Annotated in this window: 1 protein-coding gene; it reads left to right on the top strand. The window is 29.5% G+C overall.

Features of this window, described 5'->3' with window-relative positions; translation table 11 throughout:
* Positions 1-933, top strand: a 933-nt coding sequence (locus tag HMPREF1864_RS06100) for an IS30 family transposase (protein WP_062571944.1), incomplete at its 5' end; no start/stop codon positions are given.
* Positions 934-997: the final 64 nt, after the last annotated feature.

The following is a 997-nucleotide window of genomic DNA, read 5'->3' as shown; positions in this document are numbered from 1 at the left end:
GCAGTTAAAAAAGCTAGCGTTATTCAAAAGAGAAAAGTACCACAAAATTCAAAAGTTTATGTTTATGAAGATATAAAATACTTTGCTGATCTTAATCGTAGAATATATCTTGAAAATAGAAAAAACTGCGGTAGAAAACCTAAGTTTTTAACTTGTGAAAATTTTTTAAATTGGGCAGATAAGAAGATTCTTGAAGAAAATTGGTCTGTTGATGCCTGCGTAGGTTATGCAAAAAGAAATAAGCTTTTTAATGACAATGAAATCCCATCAGTAAAAAGCATGTATAACTGGATAGATAAAGGTTTAATGAAAACAAAAAATATAGACCTAGAGCTTAAGCTAAAAAGAAAACTTAACAAGAACAACAAAAAGAATAGAAAAAACAAGATGGTGTTAGGAGAATCCATAGAGACTAGACCAAAAGAAATAGAAACAAGAGAAGAGTTTGGAGATTGGGAAATAGATACAGTTATAGGAAGTAAGAAAAAGACAGATCCAGTAATAATAACATTAACAGAAAGAAAAACAAGATACGAGTTGATAATAAAGATAGATTCCAAAACAAGTAAAGCAGTAGAAGAAGGGCTTAGTTTTCTAAAAGATAAAAGTCCATTAAAAGAGCAAGTATTTAAAACAATAACATCAGACAATGGACTTGAATTCTCAAGCCTAACAAAAATATGTGAATATGTAAAAATTTATTACTGTCACCCCTATAGTTCCTATGAAAGAGGAACAAGTGAGAATCAACACAAGTTAATAAGGAGATTCATAAAAAAGGGTGAAGAAATAGGTAAATACACAGAAAGACAAATAGAAAGAATAATGAATTGGATGAATAATTATCCAAGAAAGATTTTAGGATATATGACTGCCGAAGAAGCATTTATGAAGGAATTAAAGTTAATAGAAAAATCTTCCCTAGCTAGCTAGGGAAGTCTTGTCACTTAGTTTACTTTATCATTCAAAAGTGGCTAACTTATTGTTGCAATTTAGA

It is taken from the genome of Peptoniphilus sp. DNF00840 (assembly GCF_001553125.1).
GTDB lineage: Bacteria > Bacillota > Clostridia > Tissierellales > Peptoniphilaceae > Peptoniphilus_A > Peptoniphilus_A vaginalis.
This window is presented reverse-complemented; position numbering and strand designations above follow the sequence as displayed.